The organism is Acinetobacter sp. 251-1 (genome assembly GCF_030329305.1).
GTDB classification, from domain to species: Bacteria; Pseudomonadota; Gammaproteobacteria; order Pseudomonadales; family Moraxellaceae; genus Acinetobacter; species Acinetobacter piscicola_A.
Genome location: NZ_JACANS010000013.1, coordinates 1 through 23,786 on the forward strand (window position 1 = coordinate 1; position 23,786 = coordinate 23,786).

General features: G+C 36.2%; 19 protein-coding genes and 1 pseudogene. 15 read left to right on the plus strand and 5 right to left on the minus strand.

Features of this window, described 5'->3' with window-relative positions:
- Window positions 1-947: 947 nt before the first annotated feature.
- Window positions 948-2,576, minus strand: a complete 1,629-nt coding sequence (locus tag HX129_RS11795) for a TROVE domain-containing protein (RefSeq protein ID WP_286433252.1) — start codon at window positions 2,574-2,576, stop codon at window positions 948-950.
- Between the two features lie 461 nt (window positions 2,577-3,037).
- Here HX129_RS11795 and HX129_RS11800 point away from each other — a divergent pair, with 461 nt between their 5' ends.
- Window positions 3,038-4,309, plus strand: coding sequence for a tetratricopeptide repeat protein (locus tag HX129_RS11800; protein WP_286436200.1), 1,272 nt, complete (start codon window positions 3,038-3,040; stop codon window positions 4,307-4,309).
- A 64-nt stretch (window positions 4,310-4,373) separates the two neighbouring features.
- Window positions 4,374-5,966, plus strand: coding sequence for an RNA repair transcriptional activator RtcR (gene rtcR, locus HX129_RS11805; protein WP_130073811.1), 1,593 nt, complete (start codon window positions 4,374-4,376; stop codon window positions 5,964-5,966).
- A gap of 150 nt (window positions 5,967-6,116) precedes the next feature.
- Here rtcR and HX129_RS11810 read toward each other — a convergent pair whose 3' ends face one another.
- Both HX129_RS11810 and HX129_RS11815 read right to left on the minus strand, forming a co-directional pair.
- Window positions 6,117-7,367: a TerD family protein gene (locus tag HX129_RS11810; protein ID WP_180046660.1), complete on the minus strand. Its 1,251-nt coding sequence runs from the start codon at window positions 7,365-7,367 to the stop codon at window positions 6,117-6,119.
- Between the two features lie 213 nt (window positions 7,368-7,580).
- Window positions 7,581-8,213 (minus strand): alpha/beta hydrolase, encoded by a 633-nt coding sequence (locus HX129_RS11815; protein WP_286433250.1) that lies wholly within the window; start codon window positions 8,211-8,213, stop codon window positions 7,581-7,583.
- Window positions 8,214-8,333: 120 nt separating this feature from the next.
- Between HX129_RS11815 and yaaA the strand changes: the two genes are divergently transcribed.
- On the plus strand, window positions 8,334-9,116 hold the full coding sequence (gene yaaA, locus HX129_RS11820; protein WP_286433249.1) for a peroxide stress protein YaaA: 783 nt from the start codon (window positions 8,334-8,336) through the stop codon (window positions 9,114-9,116).
- Window positions 9,117-9,141: 25 nt separating this feature from the next.
- Window positions 9,142-9,762: an HD domain-containing protein gene (locus HX129_RS11825; protein ID WP_286433248.1), complete on the plus strand. Its 621-nt coding sequence runs from the start codon at window positions 9,142-9,144 to the stop codon at window positions 9,760-9,762.
- 30 nt (window positions 9,763-9,792) lie between these two features.
- Here the strand turns inward: HX129_RS11825 and HX129_RS11830 are convergent, their stop codons facing one another.
- Complete coding sequence (locus HX129_RS11830; RefSeq protein WP_130073806.1) at window positions 9,793-10,041, minus strand: hypothetical protein; 249 nt, start codon at window positions 10,039-10,041, stop codon at window positions 9,793-9,795.
- A 414-nt stretch (window positions 10,042-10,455) separates the two neighbouring features.
- Here HX129_RS11830 and HX129_RS11835 point away from each other — a divergent pair, with 414 nt between their 5' ends.
- Window positions 10,456-10,911 (plus strand): hypothetical protein, encoded by a 456-nt coding sequence (locus HX129_RS11835; protein WP_286433247.1) that lies wholly within the window; start codon window positions 10,456-10,458, stop codon window positions 10,909-10,911.
- 14 nt (window positions 10,912-10,925) lie between these two features.
- Here HX129_RS11835 and rlmKL read toward each other — a convergent pair whose 3' ends face one another.
- Window positions 10,926-13,130 (minus strand): bifunctional 23S rRNA (guanine(2069)-N(7))-methyltransferase RlmK/23S rRNA (guanine(2445)-N(2))-methyltransferase RlmL, encoded by a 2,205-nt coding sequence (gene rlmKL / locus HX129_RS11840; RefSeq protein ID WP_286433246.1) that lies wholly within the window; start codon window positions 13,128-13,130, stop codon window positions 10,926-10,928.
- Between the two features lie 326 nt (window positions 13,131-13,456).
- Between rlmKL and HX129_RS11845 the strand changes: the two genes are divergently transcribed.
- From HX129_RS11845 to HX129_RS11890, 10 genes and pseudogenes are all read left to right on the plus strand, one after another.
- Window positions 13,457-13,942, plus strand: coding sequence for a LysE family translocator (locus HX129_RS11845; protein ID WP_286433448.1), 486 nt, complete (start codon window positions 13,457-13,459; stop codon window positions 13,940-13,942).
- 101 nt (window positions 13,943-14,043) lie between these two features.
- The gene (locus HX129_RS11850) at window positions 14,044-14,385 is read left to right on the plus strand and encodes a hypothetical protein (RefSeq protein WP_286433245.1); all 342 of its coding nucleotides are present in this window, start codon (window positions 14,044-14,046) and stop codon (window positions 14,383-14,385) included.
- A 139-nt stretch (window positions 14,386-14,524) separates the two neighbouring features.
- The gene (locus HX129_RS11855) at window positions 14,525-14,998 is read left to right on the plus strand and encodes a hypothetical protein (protein WP_286433244.1); all 474 of its coding nucleotides are present in this window, start codon (window positions 14,525-14,527) and stop codon (window positions 14,996-14,998) included.
- 255 nt (window positions 14,999-15,253) lie between these two features.
- Window positions 15,254-16,270: an aspartate carbamoyltransferase catalytic subunit gene (locus HX129_RS11860; RefSeq protein ID WP_130073800.1), complete on the plus strand. Its 1,017-nt coding sequence runs from the start codon at window positions 15,254-15,256 to the stop codon at window positions 16,268-16,270.
- 10 nt (window positions 16,271-16,280) lie between these two features.
- Window positions 16,281-17,525: a dihydroorotase gene (locus tag HX129_RS11865; protein WP_286433243.1), complete on the plus strand. Its 1,245-nt coding sequence runs from the start codon at window positions 16,281-16,283 to the stop codon at window positions 17,523-17,525.
- Between the two features lie 162 nt (window positions 17,526-17,687).
- Complete coding sequence (locus tag HX129_RS11870; RefSeq protein WP_286436201.1) at window positions 17,688-18,407, plus strand: hypothetical protein; 720 nt, start codon at window positions 17,688-17,690, stop codon at window positions 18,405-18,407.
- A 36-nt stretch (window positions 18,408-18,443) separates the two neighbouring features.
- Window positions 18,444-19,346, plus strand: coding sequence for a lysozyme inhibitor LprI family protein (locus tag HX129_RS11875; RefSeq protein WP_228257074.1), 903 nt, complete (start codon window positions 18,444-18,446; stop codon window positions 19,344-19,346).
- 578 nt (window positions 19,347-19,924) lie between these two features.
- Window positions 19,925-21,430 (plus strand): annotated as a pseudogene (locus tag HX129_RS11880) (flavin-containing monooxygenase).
- A 271-nt stretch (window positions 21,431-21,701) separates the two neighbouring features.
- Window positions 21,702-22,529 (plus strand): SDR family oxidoreductase, encoded by an 828-nt coding sequence (locus HX129_RS11885; RefSeq protein ID WP_286433242.1) that lies wholly within the window; start codon window positions 21,702-21,704, stop codon window positions 22,527-22,529.
- A gap of 307 nt (window positions 22,530-22,836) precedes the next feature.
- The gene (locus tag HX129_RS11890) at window positions 22,837-23,778 is read left to right on the plus strand and encodes a LysR family transcriptional regulator (RefSeq protein WP_130073796.1); all 942 of its coding nucleotides are present in this window, start codon (window positions 22,837-22,839) and stop codon (window positions 23,776-23,778) included.
- The last annotated feature ends 8 nt before the right edge of the window (window positions 23,779-23,786 follow it).

A 23,786-nucleotide genomic window follows, 5' to 3' on the forward strand; every position in this document is an offset into this window, starting at 1 on the left:
CCCACTTACCCAAGTTACGCCTTAAATTTGGATCAATTAGGGGCGCTTTGCATTTCAAATCTTTGTGCAACAAAGCCATTTAAAAGTAAAACAGGGTGGAATTGAACCACCGACAAACGGATAATGTAGTCCTCAAGGCATTTTATATCCTGTTATTTTTACAACAAGATCAGCAAATTCTAGGATTAAATACGAGCCTTAATTCAGCATGATCACCGTCAAAAGGGTTAATGTAATTCAATCCGAATTTGATCTTTTACCGCATAGATCAATCACCCATCAACAAGTTGAATGATAAGACATTTATCTTAGCGCTTTTGCTTTAAGCGACAGTATGTACATACCGCAGCGGAGTCTAACCGCTGATCTCTTAGTCCCTATGTAGTCCTATCGGCATTTGATGGATCAATGATCTCAGTATATTTTCATACACTGTCTTACACATAAATCAACAAAATATCAAAGACGTTCGCGCCTTACCACTTGGCTACCATTACCGAAATAATGGGATGGATTCGAACCACCGATTACGTCAATTGAAGATGTAGTCCTTGAAGCATTTGATTTACTTTTACCACATTTACATAAACAAAATATTGAAGACGTTTCGTTGCTCTATCCAACTGAGCTACCGTATGTCTGCCATACAGGATGGACTCGAACCACCGACCTACGCATTAAAGATGTAGTCCTCAACGCATTTTATGCATTTTTTCACTTTCTGATCGCCAACAAGGTATTGATAAAACATGTCATTTGGAAAGAATGTAGTTCTATCTGCATTTGGCAATCTGTTACAACGCGCACAACAAATTATTTTAGAAACGTTTCATTGGAAAAATGTAGTTCCTAGCGCATTTGTGCGTTTATCTAACATGGTCAATATGGATATCACATTTTTTAGATGAAATATCTCACAATGATGATGTCAAATTTGCTTCGCAGAATCAGCTTGCGTGAAGCTGAGACTGTGGAATTTCTATTTTTTCAATTTCGCCAACCCAATGATCTGCATGCATTTCATTGTTGGCAAAACTTTCAATCAGTTTAAACACGGTATCGGAAAATCCACCGATATTCATTACATCTTTCTGCTCAGGCATTTGCGCAGTCGCATAAGGTTGTAAATCGACACAGACAAGTTTTGCATTTGGATTTTGCTGTTTTAACTTGTTCCAATAATGCATCATCCCTGTTTGATGTTGAGATCGACGGATTTGATCTGCCCATGACTCATTATCCGAAAAATAAATCACCAAATCGACCTCGGCATTTTCTTTCACTAACTGTTCCAATGGTTTAGAACAATCTGTTCCACCACCACACATATTGGCAAATTTTTTGGCTAAGGCGAAAATATCAATTTCTTCCTGTCGATCTCCTAATGTCTTTTTATGCAAATATTGCTGTACTTTAGTCAGATTAGACAATGCACGCACTTGAGTATCAAAGGGCATTAAACGTATGCTTGGATTCACATATTTAAATGCACTTGCAAATAAAGCCGCCGCATCGACACAACGTAACTGTGAAGTTGCCCCTTTACGATAACCCGTTACAGGGCTTCCCATTGAACCTGAAACATCAATCGCAATCACCACATTTCCTGATAACTTTGGTACATGGGCAATCGCACGTTGCATGGCAAATTTTAGTGCATTGGCAATTTCATGCGGTATTCCTTCTGCAAGGGCAGACCATGCCATCATGAGCTGATAAGGCAAAACCCGACTTTTGGCAATCGCCGTTTCATCCATCAATTTATCCGCAATAATTTTGGCCATGCCTTTAATTTCAAATACACCATGACGCAAAAAAGTATTCAGATTCATTCTAAGCATTTGCCAAGAACCATTTTTAGCAATTTCCGCCCATTGTGTTGCTGTTAAATTCAGATTGGTCAACAACTGCATCGGTACTTTTGGTACTTCAGTCGTCTGACCTAAGCGAAATTGTTCCAATGCCTGAATCTGAGGTGGCAATTGTTCAATGGCATAATCTTTTCCTAACACATAGGCAAAGAAGGCATCATATTGCTCAGTCTTTGGTTTTGGATGGGTCATTTTCAACACATCCGCAAGTGATGGGCTGTTTCCAATATTCGCCGCCATAAGCTGTTGATCATTTGCCGTTAAAATCCAATCATTCACCATACGTTTTGGTAATGAACCCAAAGACTTACGTCCAATGATTCCTGCACGCATAATCTGCACAAAGTTACGCAATTGTTTTCCGTTATCGATAATGATTGGGAAAAGTTGTTTAAATAAATCGGCATCGAGTTCTGAAAGCAATGCCAATAACACCACAGGCGTATCTTTCATATGTGCATGTTGACGTGCATAAATCGCTGTTTTGGCAACAAATACAGGTTCAACTTCCAATGCCAAAGTGAGAATCTGATCCAATTGCACCTGTGCATCTTGGTAAAAAGTATGGTTCAACGTACCTGTTGCTGCCAACTGTGCCAAAGCTGCACGTGATTTTAATGGATAAGCACGACCGCCTGCTTCATTTAATTCTAATGGTGGTTTTGCCTTCGCAGTGCGAGAGGCAAAAATTGTCTTGTTCGCCATGACAGCATCCTCAAGTTTAATTTTTAATTTCTTGATGGATATATTGCGAAGAGTGTGCCAAGTTTAATTGTTATGCTTAAATTAATTTTTAAATCATTGATTTTAATTTGTTAAATTATTTTAATTTTATTTTTTATGTGGGTTTGAAATTATAATAATTTTGTCTTTGATATTTTTTTAGATATAAAACTATATATTTTTATAATCATTTATGCGCAGTTGATTTATTTTTTTATAAAATGAGACAAGGTAAGAAATATCTTAAATTTTGAAATTTTTGAATGAGTTGAATGAAGTCCATTACAATGGCGTGGTCTTGAACCAAGATCAGTCCAATATATTACTCAACTAAAGCAGGTGACACGATAACTTTTAATTGTTAGATATTTATAGAGGGTTATATTTGAAATATCATAAAGTGAATACAGCTCAACATTGAATAAATGAAGGTCGATTGAATCATGGATATCACCGATATTTTAAGTGAATTAGAAGAACAGTCCATGAAGGCATTTCGCAGCAAAGATTTTCAGGCTGCCCGTCAAATATTACTGAAGCGACTTCAATATCAGCCGATGGAGAGTTGGTTATATGCCAACTTAGCTTTGGCTGAGTTGCGTTCGGGATATTTAGAGGATGCCTATACACATTATTTACAAGCGATTGAAGTAAGCCCGGCAATCGTAAACACTACGATTTATGATGGTTTGGTTGAGGTTTGTTATTTATTGGGGAAAACAGACGAGCAACAGAAAATAGCACGCTTGTCTTTGCAGCATAAAGCAGAGGAAGTAAAACATATCCAAGGGATTACGCTCGCTCAACCACGTCCTCAATTTAAGCGTAATACTCCCCATCGTAACATCATTAGTTTTTCTTTATTTGGTCAACAACCGAGATATTGTGAAACGGCTATCTTGAATGTAGAAAAAGCAAAACAGCTTTATCCTGCATGGACTTGTCGCTTTTATGTTGATTACTCTGTACCTTTTCACGTGATTTTACGTTTGCATTATTTGGGTGCAGAAGTCATTTATGTAAGTGATGAGCAAAAAAAAGTTTCAGGTTTATTTTGGCGATTTTTGGTCATGGAAGATCCTGAAGTTGATTTTTATCTTATTCGAGATGCTGACTCATTATTGTCTTATCGTGAGCAAGCAGCAGTTGAGGCATGGCTAGATTCAGATCGATATTTTCATATCATGCGTGATGGCTATACACATACAGAGTTGATTTTTGCAGGTATGTTTGCAGGTTGTGGGCATGTGTTTTCAAATTTATTACAACAAATCAATGATTTTATGATTAATGGTGAGTATTTGAATCTACGAGTTGTTGATCAGCATTTTTTACGACATTGTATTTGGCCAACCTTTAGGCAAAGTGTAGTCATTCATGACAGTCAAGGTTATACAGAGGGCGGTTTAAATTTTCCTCAGTCTAAGCATACGCCCCCTGAAGAATTAAGACCTGATTTTCATGTAGGACAAAATCATGCGGCTGAAGATATAACGATCAAGATACATTATGCACCACAGCAGCGGATTGCTTGGTTACTGATAGATGAGCAAAAACGGGAGGTTTGTCGCTATGAGCAGAATGTTTTATCGAGTGCTCAAATGTTTTCAATTTCACTGCCTTATGAATATATCAACCGATTAAAAAAGGTGAATGGCACATTCTACATTATACTATTTAATCTTAATCGCATTGAACTATGCTGTATAAAATGAATAGCATGAAAGTGCTAGATTGGCTATATTGTAAATATAGAAACTATAAAATTTTATAGAAAATATGCAAAAATCTAAAAAAACGGTGGTGATTGGTTTTGTCGGTTCAACGTTGGATCAGGGCAAAAAGGAAGAACGTTGGCAACGTTGGCGCCCAACCATGAGTTTATTGATGCATGAAGACTTGCTGATTGATGAATTGGTTTTATTGCATGACCGTCGTAGCCTAAGTTTGATTGAGCATTTACAACAAGACGCACAACAAATCTCCCCAAATACTCATATTTCAGGTCATCAAGTTAATATTCGAGATCCGTGGGATTTTTCGGATATGTATGGCGCACTCTATGATTTTGTAAAATCTTATCCTTTTGATACGGAAAATTACCAATATCTACTGCATATCACTACAGGAACGCACGTTGCACAAATCTGTTGGTATTTATTGGTCGATGCTCATTATTTACCAGCCAAATTGATTCAGAGTTCACCCACAGGCAAGCAGCAACCTGAAGGTGAGTATCGCATTATAGATTTAGATTTGTCTCGTTATGCCGCTTTAAATCAACGTTTCGAGAATGAAAAAACGGCAAACTGGCAACAACTTAAAGCCAATATTGCTACCAAAAATAAAGATTTTAATCAATTGATTCAAGAGGTTGAGTTGGTCGCAACACGTTCCATTGCACCGATTTTAATTATGGGCGCAACAGGTGTTGGAAAGTCACATTTAGCGAAACAAATTTATCAGTTGAAGAAAGAAAAATTCCATTTAGAAGGGCGTTTGGTTGATGTGAACTGTGCAACTTTATGCGGTGATGGTGCTATGTCGGCACTATTTGGGCATATCAAAGGTGCATTTACAGGGGCTGCTAATGCCCGTACAGGCTATTTAAAAAGTGCTGATGGTGGGATTTTATTTTTAGATGAAATTGGTGAATTAGGCTTAGATGAACAAGCCATGTTACTAAAAGCATTGGAAGATAAATCATTTTTTCCGGTCGGTTCAGACAAAGAGGTGCAGGCAGATTTTCAACTGATTGCGGGGACGAATAAAGATTTGCGTGAAGAAGTACAAGCAGGACGCTTTCGGGAAGATTTGTGGGCACGCTTAAATACATGGACTTTTTTCTTACCTGATTTAAAGCATCGCCGTGAAGATATCGCACCCAATATTGAGTTTGAATTACAGCGTTTTGCTATGCAACAACAGCGTCAATTGCGTTTTCATAGTGATGCTTTAGAAAAATATTTAAAATTTGCACAATCTTCTGAAGCCACTTGGCAGGGAAATTTCCGTGATTTAACCGCAAGCGTGACTCGCATGGCAACTTTGGCAAATGGTGAACGCATTGGTTTGTTTGAAGTTGAGGCAGAGATTCAACGTCTGCAACGCTTGTGGCACTTACAATCTGAACCTGAAAAAGTGTCTAATTTAATTGGATTGCTCAGTACACAACAATTGGCTGAAATAGATGAATTTGATCGAATCCAGCTTGAAGGGGTGATTGCGGTGTGTCAGCAGTCAAAGTCGATGGCAGATGCAGGCAGACGTTTATTTGCCATTTCCCGCGAACAACGCCAAAGCACCAACGATTCAGATCGAGTGAAAAAGTATTTGGCGAAGTTTGGTTTAACATGGGCGGATATAGGTTGAACTTATTGCTGTAAATTTGATTTTAAATAGAACATAGATTGTACGCTATTCAGTATGATCTGACTTTTAAGATGATCATTTTAATCAGTCATTCGAATATTTCCCTAAATACAAGATTTGTATATTTAAGGAAATATTCTTTTAAAATCGTTATTTAAACATTGGTTTACCATCCACTTTAATGTCGACAGTTCCATCTTTTTTCCAAATAATTCGAGGTGTGTCTTCACTAAAACGTCCACTGGTCATGCCTGAATGTTGTAAGGTAATACCTTGTTCATCAATGATGGCTACCCCAATGACATAGGTATAAACAAAACGACTTTTGGCTTTGGCGGAGACGCTAGCGTTAAAAACGCACTCCACCAATTGATCACCATATTGCATGCGCATTTTAGGTTGTAATGAAGCAATCGAAACAACACCATTACTGACTGCTGAATACACAGAAAAGACTAAGGCAACCTTGCCACCTAGCTTTTTGGCGATATCAGGATGAACCAAAACCGTTTCTTTACCCGGTTGAGCAATAGATGCACCTGTAATATCACCTTGATGTTGAATATAAGGATAACTTTCTAAAGCCCCTTGCTGAGATGGACACCATACATAACCCATTGTATTTTGGTGTTGCAGCATAAAACCGACACGCAAATCTAGGTCATCATTGTCACTACGACCATCACCATTGTCGACCCAAATCGCTTCAATTTTGAGATATTCATGATTGTTTTTATTGAGATTAATGTGGTGAGATTGTCCCGTTTTTTCCAATTGAATTTTATTTAAATTTAACCCGCTTGGGTTCGTTGTTGTTGGCTGTGAAATTGGTGGGGTTGGGGTTGAAACAGGTTGTGTTATCGTTGATGGCGTTGCCTCATCTTGTGCAACTTCACCCCCAAAATGCTCAACTAGGGCAGCCAAACCACCATTAAACCCTTGTGCAACAATGCCTAAACGCCAAACATCTTTAAAATAAACATCTGCAAGCATGATGGCTTTTTCTTGGTGAAAGATTTGAGGTTGAATCGTAAAGCTTGCCAAAATTTGACCTGACGGATTTTTAATATTGATTGTTCCACCTTGAATTTGCTTCATAGTGGCATGTGGGTCATCGATTGCAGCACAAATGCTAAAACGTTGTATTTGATTTAAATTGACTAAATTAAGTTGAAAATGGAAGGTTTGTTTGGGTTGTGCTTGCCAACGCACAGCACCGTCAGGGGTTACGGGTTGATTATAAAACACCATGAATGCTTCATCGCTGAGTTTTTGATTTGCATCTAAACCAAAACATGAAAGATCAATATTAAAAGATGCTTGAATATCGACTTCGATACTTAATTCTTGTTGAAGACTAAGTTGTTGTAATTGTAATTTTTGACCTTGTTGTAGTTGCATTGTGAAATATTCCCTATATTTATCAAAGTATAATTCAAAAATGAGAGAAGAAATGATCGGGCTTAACGGATCAAACCCATCATTTCAAAGTTCTTTAACAATATGATATTGATCATGATTGGAGAAGTACATTTATGCAATAAATTGTTTTGAGGGAGAAGTGTTGTTCAATGAATTTTTATAAAAACGATAAAATTGCAAGTGTATAAGATGCTATTCAACATTTAAAAAACGTGCAATTGCGATATTTAATTGCTTTAAATATCCCGTAAAAAAGTGATTTGCACCAGGAAGTACCGTGATTAAATGCTTTTGCGGCGTTGCCCAAATCAATAAATCTGCAAGCAGTGTAATCTCATCTTTTTCACCATGAATCAATAAAATGTCGCCATTTAAGTTGGGTGTTTTGTACTCTCGAATCCCACGTACACGTGCTGTTGGTAAGCCACATAAAATCATTTGTTTAGGTTGTTGGACATCGGTGAGTTGTACATAACATTTTGCTAAAACATGGGCGCCAAAACTAAAACCACCGGCATAAAAAATTAATCTAGGGTGCAAGCTTTGAATATGTTGAATCACCGCTAAAATATCATCACTTTCACCAAAACCATCATCATGTATGCCTTCAGTTTGTCCCAAACCACGAAAATAAGGACGATAAACAATACAGCCATGTTGGTTGAAAATTTGTGTTAATAAGGTAGGAACTTTATGTTGTGGTGTCCCTCCTTGCAAAGGATGTGGATGGCACACAATGGCATAGGCTTTGACTTCACCCTGTGGAAGATCCACTAAAACGTCGATATTTCCTACTTGACCTTGAATGAGGAGATGTTCAGACATGTCACTTCAATATTTACGAAAGTGATTTATTGTAACGATAATTTATTACGAAAAACACAATTCGCATAAATACAGTGCAACTGTTATATTATTTAAGTCAATTTTTGAAGTGAAATCTTTATGCTTGTCCTAATTTCTCCTGCAAAAACATTGGATTATGAGTCAGTCTTACCTACAGATCATTATACTTTACCAAGGTTATTAGAACAGTCTGAACAACTGATCGCGGTTTGCCGTGCTTTATCTGCATCTGAAGTTGCAAGTTTAATGAGTGTGAGTGAAAAAATTGCCAATTTGAATGTTGAACGCTTTCGCGATTGGACACCTGATTTTAATTTTTCTAATGCGCGGCAAGCGATTTTTGCCTTTAAAGGTGACGTCTATACGGGCTTAGATGCCTATCATTTATCTGCAAAAAGTATTGAATATTCACAACAACATTTACGCATGTTGTCGGGTTTATATGGGGTGTTGCGTCCTTTAGATTTGATGATGCCCTATCGTTTAGAAATGGGTACAAAGCTTAAAAATACGGTGGGGAATAACTTATATGAGTTTTGGGGCAACCACATTACCGATTTGATTAATCAGGATTTACAGCAAGCAGGCAGTAAAATTTTACTAAACTTGGCTTCTGATGAATATTATAAGTCAGTCAAAGAAAGCAAAATTGATGCTGAAATCGTTAAACCTGTGTTTTTAGATCAGAAAAATGGCAAATATAAAGTCATTAGTTTTTATGCGAAAAAAGCCCGCGGTTTAATGGCACGCTTTATTATGGAAAATCAAATTGAAAACATTGAAGATTTAAAAGCATTCAATGTAGATGGTTATTATTTTGATGCAGACAGTTCACTCAAAGGTGAGTTGGTCTTTAAGCGAGATGAGCAAGCTGCTGAATAATCTTTGTCGAGTAGGAGTGTGCCCAATGCAAAATTATCATGATAAATTTCAACAGTATTGGGCACAGTTTTCTGATTCTATGCATTTAAAATCTGTGCAATCAGAATCATTATCTTCAATTCTTTTTCACTGCTATGTTGGTAATTATTATCATAACCACCAACATATTGTGGAATGTTTAGAGTTATTCTATGAAATCAAGCACCAACTTAAAGATCCTGTCGCAGTGGAGTTAGCTATTTGGTTTCATGATATTATTTATGATCCACAAGCATCAGATAATGAAGAACAAAGTGCAAAATTCATGCAAAAACACTGTGTTGGCATTTTAAAACGAGCCGAACTTGAAAAAGTTGCAAGATGGATTATTGCCACCAAGAAGCATCTACCGACAAAAGAGCATGATTTAAAATATTTATTGGATATTGATTTGGCGATTTTGGCAAGTTCAACCCAACGTTTTGCTGAATATGAACAACAAATCCAACAGGAATATGCATGGGTGCCTCCTGAGACTTATCAAGTGAAAAGGGCAGAAGTTTTGACAAAATTTTATCAAAAACAGCCCTTATTTCAGACTCAATATTTTCAACAAAGATTTGAAGAAGCTGCAAAAAAGAATTTAGCTACAACTTTAAAATTTTGATTTATATATAATTTTATTTTTACTTAAACTTTAGGATTCATTTAAGTCATATAGTTTTTCTAAGTGGTCAAATTTATGCAAAATATTTAACGCAATTTTTTCTCCTGTTGCCCAAGTCGCTTGATTCATTGTGAGGTCAACATCAATAATATCAAGCTCTTTACATAGTGTACGTTGGCTTTCCAAAGTAATAAATTGTGGTGAATTTTGTTTTAAGCATTTTGCGATGTAATGTTGGGTATTGTTATGATGATAAATATCAATAATTTTATAACGCATGATTTCTCTGATATTGATTTAAAAATCAAAGATTACTTTAGAATCAAAATAAAATTTTATCAATTGTTAAATATATCAAAATATGAAATAAGAATGATAAATATCTCACTAAAATGATAATTTATGCAAATTTAATTTGTACTATTCTATGCTTAGACCAGTTCGATTTATATAAATACAACAATTTGTTCAGTATTTAAAAGAATAAGTTATGGTTCTTTATTGAGAAATATGGTCTATATTTGAACGTTTTTTAAAATTAAATGGGTTGAATTTTATATAAGTTATTGAAATTATATATTAAAATTTTTATCGATGCAGAATATCGGGAACTCATAATTTTAGCTTGTTACAATCAGTAAAAATTGTTAATTTGAATTAGAAAATAAAAAATAGATACAACGGAATTTGAAGATGGATCGTCATGTGGATTGTTTAGATCAAACGAAATTACAATGGATTATGGCTATTTTGCTTGCTTCAGTGTGTACTCCATCCTTTGCAATTTCACCTTTGAAAGATGATGCACTTGCAAAAGATGCAAACGGAGGAGGCACGATTACCCCCGTGGTTATTACGGCAGTCAAACGTGATGTGCAAGTACCTGTTGAACAGCAAAATCAGATTAATAGTCAGCTTGCAGCGAAACATGCCAATGAAAATAAAAAAGAGCATTTAGCATATACGGTGCTCAATAACCATGAACAACAACGCCAAGAAGATGCTTACCAGAGTCAAAATCAAGAAAAACGCCCCTTGTTACCCCATAAAGCCATCATGACAGAATATGGTACAAGTGCGCATAGCAACAAAGTCACAGTGACGACCGCAGATAAAGTCACCATTTATGTGAGTCGTGATGCGCACTAAAACATGCAAAATGACTAGTTTTGAATGTGGGTGATTTTCCAAGCGCGATGGATTTTTTGATTGCGTTTAAAATCTAAGCCAATGGTTTCATTGCTGATTTCTTGTACATCATACATCGCTTCAATTTCCTCATCCATCTCAAAACCGCGATAGTTGTTTGAGAAATATAATGTACCTTGTGTGCTTAAACGATTCATTGCACGTTTAATCAATGAAATATGATCACGTTGTACATCAAAAGTACCATAGAATTTTTTCGAGTTTGAGAATGTTGGGGGATCGATAAAAATTAAGTCATATTGCTCATGACCTTCTTTTAACCATTCAAAACAGTCACTTGCAAAGAATTGATGTTGTTCATCTGCATGATCAACAGTTAACCCATTCAAAACAAAGTTTTCTTTTGACCAATTTAGATAAGTATTCGATAAATCGACACTGGTTGTGCTCGCTGCACCACCTAAAGCTGCATGCAAGCTTGCTGTAGAAGTATAACTATACAAGTTGAGGAAATGTTTACCTTTGGCTTCTGCGGCAATACGTAAACGCATTTGACGATGATCTAAGAATAAACCTGTGTCTAAATAATCAGTTAAATTGACTAAAATTTTCGCTTTACCTTCTTGTACGATAAAGCGCTTTGATGCGGTACTTTGTTTTAAATATTGAGTTTTACCTTCTTGGCGGGCACGTGTTTTGATGAAGATTGCATCACGACCTAGACCTGTAACTGCACGAATTGCAGCCAATGCGAGATTAAAACGTTTTTTAGCTTTTTCAGGATCAATGGTTTTTGGGGGGGCATATTCTTGTACATGTAGACGCTCACCATACAAATCTACTGCGACATTAAAGTCTGGTAAATCAGCATCATATAGACGTAAACAATGGATATTTTCTTTCACTGCCCACTTTTTCAAAGTTTGCATATTTTTTTGCAAACGATTGGTAAAGTCTTCTGCTCCTTCAATTTTTTCAAATTGTTGTGGCTGCCAGTCAGCAAGGAAAGGTTGAACCACAGTTGCAGGTTTAATATCGCCAAAACGGATATAAATTGGCAATTTACCATTCATTAAACGTAAAATTTGTGGATGATTAAATGCAAGCACGTCTGCTTGTTCAACAGCAGCAGCAATCACAGCAGCATATTGATTTGGGAAATTCTTTTGTAAAAGTGCTGAAAGACCTAAATATAATGCACGGTTTGATGCTTTGTCACCCAAACGCTCACCATAGGGTGGGTTAGTGACCACAAACGCTGATTTACCTTCAGCTTTAAAATCAGGCCAATCTGCTAAGGTACGTTCTTCAATTTTGATTTGATCTAAAACGGATTCAAACCCTGCGGCAATGATATTTTGTTTGGTAGCCTTCACTGCTTCCCAGTCGGCATCGTAGGCATACAACTGAGGTAAGGGTTGTGCCATGGCATTTTTATGACGTTCAGCAGCTTCAGCTTTGATGCTCATCCATAAATCATGATCATGTCCATTCCAACCTAAGAAACCAAAACGGCGTACCAAACCCGGCGCACGATCAGTCAAAATCATTAAAGATTCAATGATAAAGGTACCAGAACCACACATTGGATCGAGAATAATATCAGGATGGCGCTGTTTTAATTTGGCTTTTTGTAAAATTGCTGCAGCAAGGTTTTCTTTAATCGGAGCATCTGTCATATAACGACGATAACCGCGTTTATGCAAAGAATCACCTGATAAATCCAAACAATAAGTATGTTCGGTTTTACCTGCTAAAACGTATAGTGTAATTTCAGGTTGTTTAATATCAATACTTGGGCGTTTACCCACGGCTTCCATAAAGGAGTCAACTACACCATCTTTCACACGTAAAGTAGCGAATTGGGTATTCACTTTAATATCACGTTCAACATGCAAACGAATAGCGAATGTACTTTGTGGTGCAAAAATCAGTGACCAGTCAAAATTGATTGCACCTTCATATAACTCTTCAGCAACATCACGTGCATCATGTGTGAACTCTAGCCCATGCACATGGATTGGGGTTAATACCCGTGAAGCCAAACGTGACCACATACAAACACGATAGGCTTGCTCAAGTGTTCCTTTAAAGATCAGGCGACCAGGAAAACGTTCAACATTTTCAACGCCTAAACCTTCTATTTCTTCTTGTAGTAAGGTTTCTAGTCCATCCGCACAGGTAACCCAATATGTAGAAAGACGTGGTTTCGAATTCATGAACATTTCCAAAGACAACAAAGCAATCGCATATTTTAACGTATTTTTATGACGAAAACTTAGCGTTTACGTTCCGTATGAGGATTTATTTAAAAAAATCAGCAGACCACACTTAATTTAATGCTTTATTTTATATTTTTGCTTGAAAAATAGACGCTGCATCCATATTTAAAAATCTATTCCAAAAATGAAAACCATAAATATGTTGAGTCTTTTGTTTGCAATGACAACATTTTCTTTGTCAATGTCGATATCGCCCGGACCTGTAAATTTGACGATTCTCAGTAGCAGTATAAATTACGGGGTGAAAAAAAACATTTGCATTTATTTCAGGTGCAACGCTTGGTTTTACCTTATTACTCGCTGCCGTTTGTTTTGGTTTATATCAAATTATTGTGAACTATCCTATTTTATTGGATGCCATTACCATTTTGGGCACAGTATTATTGGTTTGGATTGGGTGGAATATTTTTAAAGCCGAAATTGAAAAAATCCAAACGTCTGAACAGGGTCATGCTCAAATTCCAAATTTTATGCAAGGTGTTTTGATGCAATGGTTGAATCCGAAAGCGTGGATTGCGGCCGTTTCAGGCACTGCTTTATTTTCTGGCTCGCATAATCAATTTTATTTGGCATTGTTTGTGCTGATCTATTTTGTGGTCTGTTATCTATCTTTGTTTATTTGGGGTGTTGTAGGGCAGAAATTAGCAGGATTTTTAAATATCGGACAGCGTGCTAAAATTTTTAATAGGATTATGGGGATTGTTTTAATTGGGGTTTCTTTACAAATGTGTTGGCAGCATTTTATTTAAAAAATTGTTTTGGTATGTTTTTTGCCTATAAACATCATATTCATTGTTAAAAATAGAATGAATGGTCTAAAAACTTTTCTGAAAATTTTTGGGGAAATTAAATGCAACAACATATTGTAGACGAATATCGTGCAAATAATTTAACATTTACTGTGGCAACACGTTTATATAATCGTTTTAGACGTATATCAGGGCGAGTGATTGATGTTAGATATCTAATTGAAAATAAAGAATATGCAGAATATGTTCTACAACAAGCACTTGTAACTAATGACTTAGAATTAAAAGAAATATCAGAACAATTGTCCAAGCTTATTTATCTTGAAATTACACCTGTAAAAAACTCAGAAGATGAACTTTATGATCGATATGCCGCAGAAGTAACCGAGGAAGAAATTTATAAAGCACAAGTTCCTCATCACTATATTGGTGCACTCAGATAGTTTTTTTTGCATAATTTTAATTCTAAATTTCAAATTTAGCGTTAAAATTATGCTAAATGCAGGCAGCTATATATTGATTAAAACAAGTTAGATTGAGTGGCTTAAAAAGTTAACCTCAATATTGAACTCAGGAATTCGTATGAATAATATCTATAAAATCAGTTGTATTTTTCTATTTTCAATCAGTTGTATGTCGGCTTTTGCAACTGAGGAAAATATTTATCGTGGTTTAGGGAAGGGAGCTGCTCAATTTCCTGATTTTAAAACTTTACAGCAAAAAGGTTTAATTCCAAATAAACCGACTGTTTCACGAGCGGATTATAATGATGTGTATCAGTTTAAAAAACCGTATCAATTTTTAGGTCAGAATTTTGTTTTATTGTTTGATGAATATATGTCTGAATATGCGGGTTGTTGTGTGAATGAAGGTTGGGGCGCTATTTTTGCCAAAGCTTCTGATTTAAAGCAGATTCAACAGTTTGCTCAAAGAAATCAATGTAAAATTGAAAAAATGGATTTGGAGAGCAAATATTATTATGGTTATGAAGTTAAAAAATTAGCTAAAAACAAGGAATATTATGAGCTATCTTGTCGAGAAAATGATGTTGAATAGAAAATCATATCAATGCTATGGCGATGCTTGAACCGTCTTATATTGATATTGCAACACTCAATAGTTTTGGTTCTAAATACGAAGCTAGCAGAGGTTGCTTGTGTACAAGATTGACTATTTTTAAGAAATATAATTAATTGAAAGTAAAAGATAAATATTAAAAAATTAAATATACTGTTATTTGCCCAAAACTTCATCTGCCAAAGCTGGGACATTTCTGTATAATACGTTGACTTAACGTATAAGGAATCTCTCATGCACTTGGCGGCATTGCATACACCGAGCCAGATTCAACTCAATAAAGATGGAAATTTAAAACATTTCATCACCATCGAAGGTCTTTCCAAAGACACTCTCACCAAAATATTGGACACCGCGGCGTCCTTTTTTAATGATCAAAATCAGCTGATTACCAATAATTTATTGGAAGGTCGTACAGTGATGAATTTGTTCTTTGAAAATTCAACACGAACTCGTACTACATTTGAAGCTGCTGCAAAACGCTTGTCAGCAAACGTTTTAAATATTGATATTGCACGTTCAAGTACCTCAAAAGGTGAAACATTACGGGATACTTTGTGGAATCTTGAAGCGATGGCTGCGGATATTTTTGTGGTACGCCATTCTTCTTCAGGTGCAGCACATTTTATTGCTAAAGATGTTTGCCCACATGTTGCAATCATTAATGCAGGTGATGGTCGTCATGCACATCCAACCCAAGCAATGTTGGATATGTTGACCATTCGCCGTGAAACAAAGAAAAAATTTGAAGACATTTCTATTGCGATTATTGGTGACATTAAACATTCACGTGTTGCACGTTCTGATATTGCCGCATTGCAAACTTTAGGGTGTAAAGATATTCGTGTGGTTGCGCCGAATACGTTGTTGCCACATGGCTTCAATGATTATGGTGAAGGCGTTCGTCTATTTAACAAAATGGATGAAGGCATCAAAGATTGTGATGTGATCATTACTTTGCGTATTCAAAACGAACGGATTGATTCACCTGCGTTATCGTCACAAGCTGAATTTTATAAAATGTACGGTTTGAACAAAGAGCGCTTGGCTTTGGCAAAACCCGATTGCATCGTGATGCATCCTGGTCCAATGAATCGTGGTGTTGAAATTGATTCAAGTATTGCAGATGGTGCACAGTCGGTGATTTTACATCAGGTCACCAATGGTATTGCAGTGCGAATGGCAGTGTTGGCATTGTCGATGCAAGGTCAGTTGCAAGAGCAAGGTTTGTTAGATGTGATCGCGGGTTAAGGTGAAAGTCATGTGTATTGTAAAAATTGAAAATGTCCGCGTCTTAGATCCCATCAAAAAAACAGACAGCGTAGACACTGTATTTATTGAAAATGGTCAATTATTAACGACATGTCCTGACCAAAGTCAAATTACGGAAGTCATTGATGGGCAAGGAAAATGGCTGATGCCAACCATGGTTGATTTGTGTGCACGTTTGCGTGAACCAGGTCAACAGCAACATGGTACATTAAAGTCAGAAGGTAAAGCCGCACGTGAAAATGGTATTCTTCATGTGTTTACCCCACCTGATTCAAAGCCGATTGTACAAGACAATGGGGCTTTGATTCATGGCTTAGTAGAAAAAGCCATGTTGGATGGCGGGATCTATTTACAAGTCATAGGTGCGCAAACGCAAGGTTTACTCGGCAAACAACCTGCAAATATGGCAGGATTGAAAAAAGGTGGATGTACAGCAGTTTCAAATGCTTATGCAACATTTGAAGACGATGATGTGGTGATTCGTACTTTAGAATATGCCGCAGGTTTGGACATGACCGTGGTGTTTTATGCAGAAGAGCATGAAATTGCAAAAGATGGTTGTGTGCATGAGGGTTTTATTGCATCTCGTCAAGGCTTGCCGATGATTCCTGCTTTGGCTGAAACGGTTGCGATTGCAAAATATCTGTTGATGATTGAAGCAACAGGCGTAAAAGCCCATTTTGGTCTACTTTCAAGTGGTGCATCTGTTGAATTAATTAAAAATGCCAAAGCCAAAGGTTTACCTGTCACTGCCGATGTTGCGATGCATCAATTGCATTTAACCGATGAGCTTATTGATGGTTTTAATTCTTTGGCACATGTACGCCCACCATTACGTTCAGAACAAGACAAACAATTGTTACGTCAAGCTGTAAAAGATGGCGTGATTGATGCGATTTGTACGCATCATGAACCTTTAAGTGGTTCGGCAAAACTTGCCCCTTTTGCTGAAACGCAACCTGGAATGACGGCCTTTGATAGTTATGTTTCTTTTGGTGTGCAATTGGTGGAAGAAGGCTTATTTACCCCACTAGAATGGGTTGAAAAAGTGACCATTGCACCTGCACGAGTAGCAAATATGACACAAACTTGGCAGCAACAAGCAGGTTTGGTTTTAGTTGATCCTGAACTTAAATGGTCAATCAATAAAGACAGCATTTTATCACATGGTAAAAATACCCCTTTAATTGATCAAACCATTAAAGGTAAAGTGGTTAAAACTTTTATTGCGTAGTCGTGAATTGAATAGAAAAGAGCCTTTTAGTAAGGCTCTTTTCTATTAAAATTAAAATATAAAGTGAATAAGTGTTTAAAAAATTAGATGATCCTTTTAATGAATTCTATTTGTTAAGTTTTGTGTTTATTGGTTATAATATGTAAAAAAGGGGGTAGACCAATGAAACTGAATAAAAAAATTTTATTAATGGCATTTACAATAATGAGCCTTACGGGCTGTGATAAGGTTTTTTCTAAGCATATTAAATGTGATGATGTGAATGCTGTTGGTTTAGTACAAAAGGTTTTAAAAGATAATTTAGATAAAACGTTAGAACATGATTTAAAAAGTTTAATCAATCGACAAGTCATTAAAGACTTAGATCCAACTAAACTCAAATTATCTAGCCAAAATATTCAATATTCATTATTAGATAGTCGTACAGATCATATTGATCCAGATAGTACGAAGACCAAATGTTCAATTGATTTAACTGTTACGCTTCCATCTGATATCGTGAAAAAATCAGACGAAGCTCGTGCAATGGATAATGCGAGTAGCGTCGATGAACAGGCAGAAAAGCTTGATCTTGACTTAAGAAATAATAAAATTCAAATGGTTTTGAGTTATATCATTCAACCAACGGATAAAGGTGACAAGGTTATTGCGACGGTAAGTAATTCAGAAAATATGAATCGACTAACAGCAGATACTTTAACTTATGCATTTTTAAAATCTCAATTTGAAAAAAATAAAGTACGTTATGAACAAGTACGTCAAAACACTCAAAGTGATGATGGAGATGAGTATTATCAAGAAGATGTGCCTGTAGCAGCGGATGCAGCAGAAGCGGCTATTGCAGCAGCCGATGCAACAGCAGCTGCAGATGCTAAATATTGATTTTATTTATTATTTATTTAAATTATTGGTAAAGCTATGAAACTAAAATTAATCGTTATGTTGTGTAGTGCTTTGATTATTTCAGGTTGTGATCAGGTTAAAAGCATTGCAAGTAACAGTGTTACTTGTAGTGATGAAACTGCTAAACAATTGGTTGTAGAAAGTTTTAGTAAGAGTTTGAGTGATTTATCTGCTGAACGTGTCAAAACTTTGATTAATGATGAAAATATTACAATCGATATGGGAAAATTACGTGCAGCTTTAAAACAAATAACATTTAATGTAAATGATATTCGAACAAATAATTCAGACCCAAATAGTAAGAAAGAATATTGTGCAACAGAGTTTGTGATCAAAATTCCTAATCAAATGATTAAAGATGCAGATGAAGCACGTGCTGTATATGATGAAACAAACATTGCGCAATCAGCAATATTAGCAGATTTAACATTGGAAAATAGTCAGATAAAAAAAGAACTTGAATATACTGTTCAACCTACAGATGATGGTAAAAAGGTTTATGTAAGTTTGGAAAATCCTGAATCTATTGCGATATTTACGAGAGATATTGCTGTGGATTCACTGTTGAAAGCAGCACGTCAAAATGCCGTAGAACTTGCTCAGCAAGAACAAATTAAAATGGAAGCAGAGGCTCAGGCAGATGCGCAAGAGTATCAAGTTGTTCTTGTAAGTGAAGCACAGGCAAAATTAGATTCTGCAAATGGAAATTTAAATTTGGTTTGGAATGCAACAACCAAAGAAGTTCGTAATCAGTTGATAGATGAACAAAAAATCTGGTTAAAAAAACGTGAACTTGAATGTAAAATTAACAGTACAGATACTGATAATCCTGAGGTATATAGAATTAATTGTGAAACCAATATGACAACTCAACGTACACAAGAATTACGCCAAAAAATTTATTATCTTGAATCATAAATTGTGAGTGTATGTTTAAGGGCTAAAGTGGTGATTAAAAAACCTGTATTGCTTAATGCCATTCGATGTATTTCACAAGAGTTTTAAATAAGCTCTTGTGAAAATGCACAATTTTTAAATGTTTTGTTTTTATTTGTCTGCTTTTATTCCTGCCACAATTAAGTCAATAACTGAATCGGCATAATTTTTTAAAGCCTATTTCATCCTCAGGTTGGGCTAGAAATCTTAATGCACCTTGTGTAATGATGGCCACCAAGTTGCGACTTGTATTTTCATCGTCTAAATTTGCTCGAAAAATACCTAATTTTAAGCCATGTTTTAAATAATTGAAGCTAAACGTTTCACAATATCTGTGAAAGCCTTTTGAGGATAACCATGTTCGGAAAACTCTAAAAAAGCAGCGTTGAGACTATAGGCTTGCAATTATAAGCGTTGCCCTTCGGCAAGACTTAAATGTATCGTTTCAGACATAGGCGAAAAGTACCAAAAAATAATTCAAACTGTCCAACAATGGAAATTGACAAGCTATTCTGTTTTTGACATGGTACTCCTATTGTTTGTATTTTAAGCGTTTTATGATGGATCAACACAAAAATAACAGTAATGGGCAAAATTTTTATAAAATCATTATTGTTGGGGGCGGCTTTGCGGGTTTAGGTGCGGCAATTAAGCTCAAAGAAGCAGGGATTAAAGATTTTATTCTGCTAGAAAAAGCCTCAGAAATGGGTGGGGTATGGCGTGAAAATACCTATCCAGGTTGTGCCTGTGATGTACCATCTGCATTGTATTCTTATTCTTTTGAACAAAATCCATCGTGGTCACGCGTATTTGCACCTCAAGCTGAGATTAAACAGTACTTATTAGATGTGGTTGATAAATATCAAGTCATGCCATATGTCAAATTAAACCATGAAGCCTTAGAAGCAAAATGGTCAGACCAACAACAGTGTTGGATTATTCAGACCAATCATGGTGAATTGCGATCACAGTTTACCATTTTGGCATGTGGCCCAATGCATGAACCTGTATTGCCTAATGTCAACGGTATTCAAGACTTTAAAGGCGAGATTTTTCATTCATCTCAATGGAGACATGATCTTGATTTAACAGGAAAACGTGTTGCAGTGATTGGAACAGGTGCTTCAGCATTACAATTTGTGCCACAGATTCAGCCTAAAGTACAACAATTAACCGTATTTCAGCGCACTGCACAGTGGGTTTTACCAAAATCGGACATGCCACTGCTTACTCCTGTACGTGCGATGTTTAAATTATTACCTTTGACGCAACAACTGATGCGTGGTTCGGTCTATGGAATTTTTGAAACCATAAATGGTGGTATTCAAAGTCCTGCTGCAATGAAACAATTCCAAAAACTTGCCAAATGGCATTTAAATTTTCAAATTAAAGATCCTGTGCTACGTGAAAAATTAACGCCGAATTTTATTATTGGTTGTAAGCGTATTTTACAATCCAATCATTGGTATCCTACACTTGCTCAAAAAAATGTGGATGTGATCGCAAGTGGATTAACTGAAGTTAAAGGGAATCGCTTAATTGCAAAAAATGGTGAAAGCTGTGAAGCTGATGTGATCATTTTAGGAACAGGGTTTGAAATTGCAGAACCACCGATTGCCAACCGTGTTTATAATCGTTTTGGGCAAAAAATGTCAGATGTCTAGCAAGGTAGCCCAGAAGGTTATATGGGGACAATGGTTGAAAATTGCCCGAATGGTTTCTTAATGTTTGGTCCTAATGTTGCTGTGAGTTCATCGGCATTTATTATTATTGAAGCACAACTGAATTACATTATGGATGCTTTGAAACAAGCGATTCGGTTAAATATTCAAACCATTGAACCAAACCCAGTAATTAGCCGGCAATTTAATGAAAAAGTACAGGCAGCACTACAGTCGACTGTGTGGAATAAAGGCGGGTGTCAAAGTTACTTTATTGACCGTAATGGGCGTAATAGTACGGTGTGGCCGTGGACAACCTTTAAGCTGCGTGAAAAAATGAAACAATTTAATTTATCGGAGTATTTGATTGATTACACGCCTGACACAAAAAATTCACACCTATAGAAACAATATAAATAGAACGATATAAGCAAAGTGCAGATTTAATCAATAAGGGTTGCATTTTTCGTGCAAAGCTATGTTCAATTCGTTCGCAGCTCATAATGCTGAGGACATATTTTTTGTACTTTTACAATCTTTTTTAGATGACTTACTAGTTGATGGAAAATGGACATTTTCACTAGTTTATCGGGAATTTTGGCATATTTTGTCCTGTGGTGATGAAAACTTATACCGTACATTCAAGAGGTAAAATAAAAAGTCAATTGAGGAATGTATGTCATTAAAAGGAAAAACTGTATTTATTACAGGTGCGAGTCGTGGTATAGGGCGTGAAATAGCATTACGTGTCGCAAAAGATGGTGCCTATGTGGTCATTGCTGCTAAATCTACAGAAGAGCATCCAAAATTGGGTGGTTCAATTTATACCGTTGCCAAAGAGGTCGAAGAAGCAGGTGGTCGAGCACTTGCAATTGCGTTAGATGTGCGTGACCAAGCGCAAGTTGTGCAAGCGATGCAGCAGGCAGTGGAACATTTTGGTGGTATTGATGTGGTGATTAATAATGCAGGTGCAATTAAACTTTCCGGAGTCGAGTCACTAGATCCAAATCGCTTTGACTTGATGTATCAAATTAATACTCGTGCGGTTATGGTGTGTAGCCAAGCGGCATTGCCTTATTTGAAAAAAAGTGAAAACCCACATATTTTAAATCTTTCTCCGCCGTTAAATTTGGATGAAAAGTGGTTTGCAAGCTATGCACCGTATACCATTACCAAATATGGCATGAGTATGTTGACCATTGGCATGAGTCAGGAATTTGCTCATTATGGCATCAGTGTTAATTCATTATGGCCAAAAACGATTATTGCGACCGCTGCTGTTGAATTTACCGTTGGGGGCAAACAACTTTTTAATCAAGCACGCTTACCAACGATTATGGCAGATGCAGCATATGCCATTTTAACGAGCGAAAAACGTGCGATCAGTGGGCGTTTAATGATTGATGAAGATATATTACGCGAAAAAGGAGTGACAGATTTTGCTCAATATCGCTATGCAGATACTGATGACGAATTAATGGTCGATTTATTTGTAGAAAAATAGCCTAAGAACGCATATAAATCTCGACTCTTATTGCGTAGAGAGCAAGCGCGTAGAGATGTGCTTTGCTTTTTTAAATCTGGATGTTGAAATAAAAATATACAAATACATTGAAAAGCTATTTTTATGCTACATAAGGATAAATTTTAACATTGGAAAATAGTCGAAAAAGGTAGATGATATATGAAGGTTTATTGACAATTGTTCTATACTGACGATGACGCAAGCCATGTGGATAATGTCAATAAATCCGAATATGTTGATGACAACATTGTTCTTAAAGTCAAAATAACAGGTGAGATTTAACTTCGTGTTTGAACTAGATTGCAAACTACTCAGCATTTTTTATTATATTTATAAATTTAAAAGTGTTTCTTTGGCAGCAGACCATTTAGAAATGAGTCAGCCCACGGTGAGTAATATCCTCAATAAAATACGTGCACATTATAATGATCCATTATTTTTGCGTATTGGCAATGAAATGGTGCCCACTGAGTTGTCGAAGCAATTATTCCCATTGGTCAGTGAAGCATTGAGTAAAGTTGAAATTATTAATAATTTTACAGTGGATTTTGATCAAGAAGCGTCGCATCAACAATTTACGATTGCGATGACTGATGTCTCGCATTTGGTCTTATTGCCGAAAATATCGCAATATCTCAAAGCACATGCGCCGCATGTTAAACTCAATGTGCGTGCAATCACCACTGAAACCAGTTATCAAATGGCAAATGGTGAGATTGATCTCGCGATTGGTTTTTTACCACATTTGGAAAATGGTTTTTATCAGCAAAAATTATTTGAGCAGTTTTATGTTGTGATTGCTTCGAAGGATCATCAACGTTTGAATAATCAAAATATTTCTGTTGAACAATATTTGAATGAATCACACATTGATATTGATGCGGGCATTGGACATTATCATATTGAAAATGAGCTACATAATTTAGGCTTAAAACGTAATATTTTGATGCGTATTCCGAGTTATTTGGGTGTGGGTTTGGTGGTGCAAGATACAGATTCAATCGCCACTGTGCCGTATTATTTAAGTCAGGTCTTATTATCGCGTGGTAATCTGCAAATTTTACCTGCACCGATTGCTTTTCCAACCTATTCGATTAAACAGTATTGGCATATGTCTTGCCATCATAAAACCAGTCATCAGTGGTTGCGACACATGTGTTATGAAATTTTTAGTCAAGTTAATTCGATGCCTTTGCCGAGTCAATTACTGAATGTTGCGCGAGACTAAGGCTGAAA

Bases quoted from the DNA above. Each gene is read 5' to 3' on its own strand.
- HX129_RS11865 (WP_286433243.1), top strand. From the start codon at position 16,281: ATGTGTATTGTAAAAATTGAAAATGTCCGCGTCTTAGATCCCATCAAA.
- HX129_RS11825 (WP_286433248.1), top strand. From the start codon at position 9,142: ATGCAAAATTATCATGATAAATTTCAACAGTATTGGGCACAGTTTTCT.
- HX129_RS11835 (WP_286433247.1), top strand. From the start codon at position 10,456: ATGGATCGTCATGTGGATTGTTTAGATCAAACGAAATTACAATGGATT.
- HX129_RS11870 (WP_286436201.1), top strand. From the start codon at position 17,688: ATGAAACTGAATAAAAAAATTTTATTAATGGCATTTACAATAATGAGC.
- HX129_RS11850 (WP_286433245.1), top strand. From the start codon at position 14,044: ATGCAACAACATATTGTAGACGAATATCGTGCAAATAATTTAACATTT.
- rtcR (WP_130073811.1), top strand. From the start codon at position 4,374: ATGCAAAAATCTAAAAAAACGGTGGTGATTGGTTTTGTCGGTTCAACG.
- HX129_RS11815 (WP_286433250.1), bottom strand. From the start codon at position 8,213: ATGTCTGAACATCTCCTCATTCAAGGTCAAGTAGGAAATATCGACGTT.
- HX129_RS11795 (WP_286433252.1), bottom strand. From the start codon at position 2,576: ATGGCGAACAAGACAATTTTTGCCTCTCGCACTGCGAAGGCAAAACCA.
- HX129_RS11885 (WP_286433242.1), top strand. From the start codon at position 21,702: ATGTCATTAAAAGGAAAAACTGTATTTATTACAGGTGCGAGTCGTGGT.
- HX129_RS11855 (WP_286433244.1), top strand. From the start codon at position 14,525: ATGAATAATATCTATAAAATCAGTTGTATTTTTCTATTTTCAATCAGT.
- HX129_RS11800 (WP_286436200.1), top strand. From the start codon at position 3,038: ATGGATATCACCGATATTTTAAGTGAATTAGAAGAACAGTCCATGAAG.
- rlmKL (WP_286433246.1), bottom strand. From the start codon at position 13,130: ATGAATTCGAAACCACGTCTTTCTACATATTGGGTTACCTGTGCGGAT.
- HX129_RS11830 (WP_130073806.1), bottom strand. From the start codon at position 10,041: ATGCGTTATAAAATTATTGATATTTATCATCATAACAATACCCAACAT.
- yaaA (WP_286433249.1), top strand. From the start codon at position 8,334: ATGCTTGTCCTAATTTCTCCTGCAAAAACATTGGATTATGAGTCAGTC.
- HX129_RS11860 (WP_130073800.1), top strand. From the start codon at position 15,254: ATGCACTTGGCGGCATTGCATACACCGAGCCAGATTCAACTCAATAAA.
- HX129_RS11810 (WP_180046660.1), bottom strand. From the start codon at position 7,367: ATGCAACTACAACAAGGTCAAAAATTACAATTACAACAACTTAGTCTT.
- HX129_RS11875 (WP_228257074.1), top strand. From the start codon at position 18,444: ATGAAACTAAAATTAATCGTTATGTTGTGTAGTGCTTTGATTATTTCA.